The 5467-nt window shown below is 32.2% G+C and carries 6 protein-coding genes; 4 read left to right on the top strand and 2 right to left on the bottom strand.

The window, feature by feature from the left end; all coding sequences use genetic code 11:
* The first annotated feature begins 204 nt into the window (after positions 1-204).
* Both AC07WY_RS21435 and AC07WY_RS21440 read left to right on the top strand, forming a co-directional pair.
* Positions 205-1119: a replication initiation protein gene (locus AC07WY_RS21435; protein ID WP_494737072.1), complete on the top strand. Its 915-nt coding sequence runs from the start codon at positions 205-207 to the stop codon at positions 1117-1119.
* Between the two features lie 654 nt (positions 1120-1773).
* Positions 1774-2271 carry a hypothetical protein gene (locus tag AC07WY_RS21440; protein WP_494737073.1) on the top strand — a complete coding sequence of 166 codons (498 nt, stop codon included), beginning with the start codon at positions 1774-1776 and terminating at the stop codon, positions 2269-2271.
* A 767-nt stretch (positions 2272-3038) separates the two neighbouring features.
* On the opposite strand, the gene AC07WY_RS21445 is transcribed toward AC07WY_RS21440, so the two are convergent.
* Positions 3039-3230, bottom strand: coding sequence for a hypothetical protein (locus tag AC07WY_RS21445; protein WP_494737074.1), 192 nt, complete (start codon positions 3228-3230; stop codon positions 3039-3041).
* 268 nt (positions 3231-3498) lie between these two features.
* Between AC07WY_RS21445 and AC07WY_RS21450 the strand changes: the two genes are divergently transcribed.
* Both AC07WY_RS21450 and AC07WY_RS21455 read left to right on the top strand, forming a co-directional pair.
* Complete coding sequence (locus tag AC07WY_RS21450) at positions 3499-4041, top strand: recombinase family protein (protein ID WP_494737075.1); 543 nt, start codon at positions 3499-3501, stop codon at positions 4039-4041.
* Between the two features lie 80 nt (positions 4042-4121).
* A complete protein-coding gene (locus AC07WY_RS21455; protein ID WP_494737076.1) occupies positions 4122-4733 on the top strand; it encodes a hypothetical protein in 612 nt (203 codons plus the stop codon).
* 90 nt (positions 4734-4823) lie between these two features.
* On the opposite strand, the gene AC07WY_RS21460 is transcribed toward AC07WY_RS21455, so the two are convergent.
* On the bottom strand, positions 4824-5339 hold the full coding sequence (locus AC07WY_RS21460; protein ID WP_494737077.1) for a hypothetical protein: 516 nt from the start codon (positions 5337-5339) through the stop codon (positions 4824-4826).
* Positions 5340-5467 lie beyond the last annotated feature (128 nt).

Raw genomic sequence — 5467 nt, forward strand, 5'->3', positions numbered from 1 at the left:
AATTGATGAAAGGTAATAAGTCAGAGTTCTTTGTAGTTATTAAAGGAAATATGGTACAAATATTACAGACATGAAAAAGCCCATATTTCCTCGCTCGCCAAAGTTTAGAAATATAGGCTTGAATCTTTAGATCGCATTTACATACAACCTGAAACCAATAATACAGGTTCAAGTGTAAATTGCAAATAAGAGAATTATATAAAAATGCAATTGAGCCTTGCTCTTGATAGCTTTCAAGAGACACTACCTAAAAAGCCTTATTGTACAAATGATCTCTCACAAGGGTTATTGATACGACCAAAAGAAACCGCAGTAAAGTTCAAGTACTTACAGCCTAATCACCCTTTCTATCAAAATTATTTAATCTTAGACCTAGACTATGAATCCTCATTGATTGAAATTCTTTATTCAATGACAGGTATACCAATGCCTAACCTTTTGATAGAGAACAAGGACAATGGCAGATCACACATATTCTTTACTCTCAAAACACCAATTTACAAAACAGATGCAAGTAGACTAAAGCCAATCATCTATGCTAATGCTGTTTTAAAGAGATTACAGCGTTTGTTTAATGCTGATGTAGGATACAGTGGTTTAATAGCAAAAAACCCGATACACGAGCAATGGAGAGCATATACGCTACGTGATAAGCCATACTCATTGAATGAGCTTGCTAGTAAGTTAGAAATTGATTGGAAAGAAGCAAATAAACCAATTAAGCAAGATGAAGCTATAGGACTAGGTCGGAATTGTTATGTATTCCATACAGCACGTTTTTGGGCATACACGGCGGTAAGAGAGTTCAGAGGGAAAACATATAACCAATGGCTACAGACTGTCATAGATCACTGTCAAAAGCTCAATGAGGGCATTACAGAGCCTATGCAATATGGAGAGATCAAAGGGATTGCAAAATCTATAGCTCGCTACTGTTGGAAGCGTGATGGCTACGCTTACCAAGAATTTATTGATAGACAACGCCGTAAAGGGGCTATAGGTGGTAAGAAATCTAAGCGATTACCTCTTGATGGTTCAGAAGCTAGCACGAAGCCTTGGGAAGCATTAGGGATTAGTAGAGCAACTTATTATCGTCATCGAAAGAATGAGACTGGATAAGCCTAAATCAGATAATAGCTCTTTTGCTTTGAGATGTTAACGATTGTAATTATGGCTTGTTTTGTTGTTGTTTATTCTTCTGTACTCTTTACTTCTTAATAATTATTTATATCAACAGGTTACGTTCTAAATGGATGTGCCAATAATAAGTATTTAATAACATATAAAAATTACTTCTTTTAGGTCTTTTATAGCTTTAAGTTATTTAATAACAATACTTTATTATCCTTTAAATGCCTTGTTTACCTCAAAATGTTAAGCATGTTGGTATGTTTTGATTCAATATTTTTCAAAATTAAAAATATGAATGATTGATAACCAATAGGGATACAGATATTTCTGTTTGCATGTCGGTCTTTTATAAGGGGGATGGATTTCACCGTTAAGTAGTGACAGTCACAATACCTATAAAAATAAAATTTATGAGAATATTCATCTTGATCTTTACCGCACTAATACGGATAATGATTTGTAAATTACCCCTCTTCATATTTTAATGAAATAACTTCTTAAAACTCTTTTAGATAAAGGCTTTTAGATTATTTTTATTCTAATTAAATAGTAGCTATATTAGGGGAAAATAAGTGTAAGTATAGGATGTATAATCTTAAGTAATTATCTTAAAGAATCAGTCATAATTTTAGAGGAGGGATGATGGAGAATAGTGAGGATAAAACAGTAAGACATATAGTTAATTATCTAACCAACTATGATTGGTTGTATCAATATTCAATATTTGTAGATGTAAATGATTTAGATGTTGAGGAAGCTAAAGATGTTGCTAAGAATTGGCTTCTTAAATTTGATGATAAGAAATTTAGAGATTACCTGAGAAAAAAGAAAGGGAATGAAGATGTAGCAATCATGTATGTGATTAGAAAACATTTACATAAAAATCATTCATCTAAAAAGTCATTTCAGCAGTTTTACATCACCATATATTCTAGTAATGAAATACATGGTCTGGATGATGCCCAATATTATTCTGATTTCCCTTTGAATATTTTGAGTAGGAAAGTGACAGATAAAAAGATTAAATCTACATGTTCAGCATTAAAAAATCAGAAATTACATGACCTAAGTTTTCTAGGTGGAAAAAAGAGATACACAATAATAAACAAAGCAAAGCTAAGACCAATTGAAGCCCTTTAAAGGTGCTTTTTTATTGTCTGTACGCGAATAAAATTAAATCTATAAGGTAGTTGTAGTGTTTCATTCATGTAGAAAACATCATTAAGTAATGAAAAGAATATTGTGCGACACAATTGGTCGCAAAATATGGGCATAACGTTTGGTTATTAAATCAGGGCAAGTTATTATCAAGAAATAAAAGCAACCACTCTCACTCGTCCTCGTCGAAAATTTCGAGTGGAGTAGTTAAATATCAACAATGGCATTACTGACATTATTGCTTTTTGATTCACCTTAAAGGTTACTCTATCGCATTAGTGATAGCAATAAATGTGTATTTACACAAATTGCTAAACGGCAAATTGTGACGCAGTATTTATTGCTGACTTACACGTTGCCTCAGTGATGCCCTCTATTTAAGAGGGGCATAAAAGTGAACTATTTTCACTTGTTCGTGCAACTTGTCAGCTTTGTTGCTGATATGTTGCAGATCGTCAATGTATTCATAAGCTAATAAAAATAGAACCGCTTGCAGGTGTAGGCGGTTTTTTTACGCCTTGTGATTAAGAAAGAACAATTCAAACAGAATAGAGCTGCACGTATAAGAAGAGATGATTTGATTAAGCTCATTAGGGAAGCCAACTACGGTAATAGAGTTACCCTTATAGCTGTATGCAAATGAATGTGTAGGATTACCCACTCAATTTAATTTCATGCACGTACACATTTCTAAAAGGCTCGCTAGACAGTGAGCTTTTTAGAAAAAAAATGCATGACTATTTTCTAATTTATAAGCGTTTTATAGTGAAAGCTACTTTAGATTGTCTAATTACTACTGCTAAACCTTGAACTTCTTTTCCTGCTATTGGGTCATTGAACCAATGCAAAAGTGGGTAGTCTTTAAGCATCATTGGATAGTTTTTTTCAGTACCTTTTTTTAATGATCTAACATCATTCACAAAATCTTCAAATGTATTCATGTTTATTCCTTTTATATAGATATCAATAAATTGTAGTATATATATTAACTCTATTAGTCTGAAATATGTAGTTATGCCAGCTCTTATCTTATTTATTTTAATAATTATATGGGCAATCTTTTTTAAGGACTAACCATTCAATTAAGTATGCCCTAATGAATACATTCGATGAATACATAAATTTGCTTAATTTTGTATTCTTTTGGGTTGATTTTAATTTATGAATACAATATGATTTAAATATCTTAGATTTAAAAGAATACAGTTTATGGCAAAGGTAGCATACAAACGAGTGAGTACAGCAGATCAGAATACAGCTCGACAATTAGATGGGATGACATTCGATAAAGTATTTGAAGATAAGGTAAGCGGTAAGGATACAAACAGACCTGAACTATTGGCTATGTTGGATTATGTCCGTGATGGTGATGAGTTACATGTGCATAGCTTAGATAGACTTGGAAGAAATACAGCAGACCTGATCCAGCTAATGGATACCTTAAAAGCTAAAGGTGTGACGGTTATTTTTGATAAGAATAAGATGACATTTTCCCCTGATGAAAGTAATCCAATGAACAACCTTATGTTCACGATGTTGTCAGCATTCAGTCAGTTTGAGCGTGACCTGATGCTTGAACGTCAGCGAGAAGGTATTGCAATTGCTAAAGCAGAGGGTAAGTACAAGGGCAAGCCTAAGAAAATTAATGATGATGAAATTAGAGATAAGATTGCACAGGGTAACAGTTATCGTCAAACAGCCAATGAATTAGGAATCTCACTAAGTACAGTGCAAAGAGCTATGAAAAGTTAGTTATAGAATATAATTTATAACATTCTGTTAAATTAGAAAAAATCGTAAATTTATTAGTGAATTACTTTAGAGGGTAGTAAGTGAAAACTTGGCAGACAATAGCATTATGTTTCTCAATTTTAATTTCAGTTTTAGGTGCTTCATTTTATTTAAAGCATGAACCAAAAACGTTATTAGAATCAAATTATGGACCTGTAGATTTAGGAAAAGTTTTCTCTGAAAAGGTTATGGTGGATATTACGTTATTAGGTCTTAATGGTAGTGGAACAGGTTATGAAAAAATTGTTGATAGTGCTAGTTTTTATGAGAAATCTAAACCTGTAAATCTTGCACTTATAGATATTGTTGATAAATGGAATATCATTGAAGATGGTAAAAAATTGACTTATGAAAAAGTAGCTCCTATTGATGACAATATCAAATTGAGAATAAAAACGTATATTACGTATTCAAGTTCTAACTTTATGAATATGCCTTATATTTTTACTATTAAAGAAGAAACCTATCCGTTATCTAAGGATTTGTTATTAAAAGCAAGTATTGAAAAAGTGATGAATCAGAATTTTGAAGATACTAAGACTGAAATCGCTAGAAATCTATTTATTACAAACAAGGTAGATTACGGTCTAAATTCTACACCTATAGAAAATGTTGAAGCTAAGGCTGATATGCCAGCAAGTACTGCAAAGTAACTAATACCATATAAAATAGTGATTTAGATTTAACTTAGAGCTTTAAAGATTAAAGATAGGTTAATCTAAATCGCTTTATACTCATTTAATTTATTCTCTAAAGAATGCTTTGATACTTCTTTCAAAACGGTTGATTAAGGAAGAATTATCTTTTATCTGAATACTCGTTTCAGGTTGTACATTTTCTTGTAAGTCTTGTTTTGTACGGTTCTGTTCATTTATGTTGTCAGGCTCATTGTCAGGCTGATTATTTAAAGGTGTATATCCCAAAGCTAAAGTTAAGTTATCAATCTTGTCTTTTAATGCTTCAATCTCTTTATACATACGATCTTCACGAGTTTTTGCATCTTGTTTGTCTTGTCTAAGTTCTTCAATTAATTGCTTGTACAATTCGATTGTAGTGCTGTCAGTTTCTGTACTGTCAGCCTTGCTTGTAGGCTTACTGTCAGGCGTACCGTACACCCTTTGCATTTCGCTTAAATCTATTACCTTCCTATTCTTGTCATCAATCTCATAGCTAATGCTCCCATTCTTCATGCGGTCGTAAATGGAAGTTCTTGCGATACCATATTTTTTAGATAACTCGGCTACGGTGAATTTAGGCATGGAGAATCAACAGAGAGTAGTGATTGATTGTAAGAAATAATAGCTGATTTAAATTGATGAAAGGTAATAAGTCAGAGTTCTTTGTAGTTATTAAAGGAAATATGGTACAAATATTACAGACATGAAAA

The organism is Acinetobacter sp. GW821-FHT01C12, from assembly GCF_059422625.1.

Coding starts and splice junctions, on each gene's coding strand:
- AC07WY_RS21450 (WP_494737075.1), top strand. CDS start 3,499: ATGGCAAAGGTAGCATACAAACGAGTGAGTACAGCAGATCAGAATACA.
- AC07WY_RS21440 (WP_494737073.1), top strand. CDS start 1,774: ATGGAGAATAGTGAGGATAAAACAGTAAGACATATAGTTAATTATCTA.
- AC07WY_RS21460 (WP_494737077.1), bottom strand. CDS start 5,339: ATGCCTAAATTCACCGTAGCCGAGTTATCTAAAAAATATGGTATCGCA.
- AC07WY_RS21445 (WP_494737074.1), bottom strand. CDS start 3,230: ATGAATACATTTGAAGATTTTGTGAATGATGTTAGATCATTAAAAAAA.
- AC07WY_RS21435 (WP_494737072.1), top strand. CDS start 205: ATGCAATTGAGCCTTGCTCTTGATAGCTTTCAAGAGACACTACCTAAA.